At 66.0% G+C, this 2,150-nt stretch carries 2 protein-coding genes; both read left to right on the top strand.

The window, feature by feature from the left end; all coding sequences use genetic code 11:
- On the top strand, nt 1–588 hold a 588-nt coding region (locus tag VF617_RS09350), incomplete at its 5' end, for a cyclase family protein (protein WP_331014612.1).
- A gap of 234 nt (nt 589–822) precedes the next feature.
- Nucleotides 823–1,788: a fumarylacetoacetate hydrolase family protein gene (locus VF617_RS09355; protein WP_331014613.1), complete on the top strand. Its 966-nt coding sequence runs from the start codon at nt 823–825 to the stop codon at nt 1,786–1,788.
- Nucleotides 1,789–2,150 lie beyond the last annotated feature (362 nt).

Genomic DNA, 2,150 nt, shown 5'->3' on the forward strand with positions numbered 1-2,150 from the left:
CTGACGACTCACAACGGCACGCATCTGGACGCCCCCTGGCACTACCATCCCACGATGAACGGCGGGGAGCGGGCGATCACGATCGACGAAGTACCGCTAGACTGGTGCTTCCGTCCCGGAGTTAAGCTCGACTTCCGCCATCTGCCCAATGGCCATGTCGTCACCGCCGACGAGATCGCCGCCGAGCTGGCACGGATCGGGCACGACCTCCAGCCGCTGGACATCGTCCTCGTCAACACCGCCGCTGGCGCTGCGTATGGTGGCCCCGCCTTCCTCGCCGCAGGATGCGGTATCGGATATGAGGCGACGATGTACCTCACCACTCGCGGGGTGCGCGTGACCGGCACCGATGCCTGGTCGTGGGATGCGCCGTTCAGCTACACGGCGGAGCGGGTACGGGAAACGGGCGATACGAGCCTGATCTGGGAAGGGCACAAGGCCGGGCGCGAGATCGGCTATTGCCACCTGGAAAAGCTGAGCAATCTCGAGACACTGCCGCCAACCGGTTTCACGGTCAGTTGCTTCCCCGCCAAGATCAAGGGAGCGTCGGCTGGCTGGACCCGCGCCGTCGCGATCTTCGAGGAATGATCGAGCCATATTTCCGTGCATGGGCCGGCGGGCGTCTGCGTCAGCGCGGCCTTTTCCGGCCTGCTCGCAAGCGGCTTTCGGCGCGTTTGCGCGAGTGACGCTGTCGTGGAACGGCAATGACGCTGATGCACCGGCGGGCCACGCGCGCATGCCGGCACGCGGGTTTCTGCTCTCGCTCGGCCTAGGCTGATTGGCGGCGGCACTGCAGATCCAGACCGACAAAGGACCCAATCGATGAAGCTCGCCACCATCACCTCCAGCGGCCCGGACGGACAGCTCGTCGTCGTCTCGCGCGACGGCGGCCGGATGCTCCGGGCGCCCGCTCCGACGTTGCAGGCGGCCTTGGAGGATTGGGCGAAGGTGGAGCCGGCGCTTCGGGATCTCGCGGGACGACTGGCGGACGGCGAAGGCAGCCTGCTCGATCCTGCCCGATGTCGCGCCCCGCTGCCACGGGCATGGCAGTGGCTCGATGGTTCCACCTTCTCCAGCCACAGCGAGCTGATGCAGACGGCCTTCAACATGCCGCCGATCGAGACGAGCCTGCCGTTGATGTACCAGGGCCTGTCGGACCGCTTCCTCGGCCCGCTCGACGACGTGCCGCTTCCCTCGGAGGACGAAGGCATCGACTTCGAAGGCGAGTTCGGGGTCATCACCGACGCTGTGCCGATGGGCGTGTCGGCTGATGACGCGATGGCCCACATCCGCTTGATCGTGCAGATCAACGACTGGTCGCTGCGCGTGATCGCGCCAGTGGAAATGAAGACCGGCTTTGGCTGGATCCATGCCAAGCCCGCATGCAGCGCAGCGCCCTTCGCCGTGACCCCGGATGCGCTGGGCGACGCCTGGCAGGACGGCCGCGTGGCCTTGCCGCTGATCGTCGATCTCAATGCCGAGCGCTTCGGCGCCGCCAATGGCGATGCCATGACGTTCGGTTTCCACGAGCTGATCGCCCATGCTGCGCACAGCCGGTCGCTTCCGGCCGGAACCATCATCGGATCGGGCACCGTATCCAATGATGACTACCGGCACGTCGGCTCCTCCTGCATCGCCGAACGGCGCGGTATCGAGATGGTGGACGAGGGCGCGCCGAAAACGCCCTTCATGCGATTCGGAGACCGCGTTCGGATGGAGGCGCGCGGCCGCGACGGCGGTGTTCTATTCGGCGTGATCGACCAGCAGGTCGTGCGCGCAGCCGGCTGACGATGCGCATGGAAGAGGCGGCCTGGCGGGTCGTATCGGGCGCGATCCATCCGGGCGAGCAGTTCCGATTCAGCGAGGTTGCGATCGCTCCCAGCGGCCCCGCTGCCTGCGCCGGTATGGACCTTTGCGAGCATCAATCTCCGATCTCGAGGTGCGATCACAAAGACGCTTGCAAAGACTGTTGAAAGATATATCTTGATTGCTACACAGAGAAGTAAGGGATATGATGTTCGACAGTGATACACGAGATCGCGGCGGCCGCTTCGGCGGGCGCGCCGAGGGTATGCGGCGGGCTGGATGGATGGGTCCGGACGGCCGCGGTTCCGCGGGTGGCGGCGAGCATGGACGCGGTCGCGGCCGGC

This window comes from Sphingomonas sp., assembly GCF_036388215.1.
Taxonomy (GTDB): Bacteria; Pseudomonadota; Alphaproteobacteria; order Sphingomonadales; family Sphingomonadaceae; genus Sphingomonas.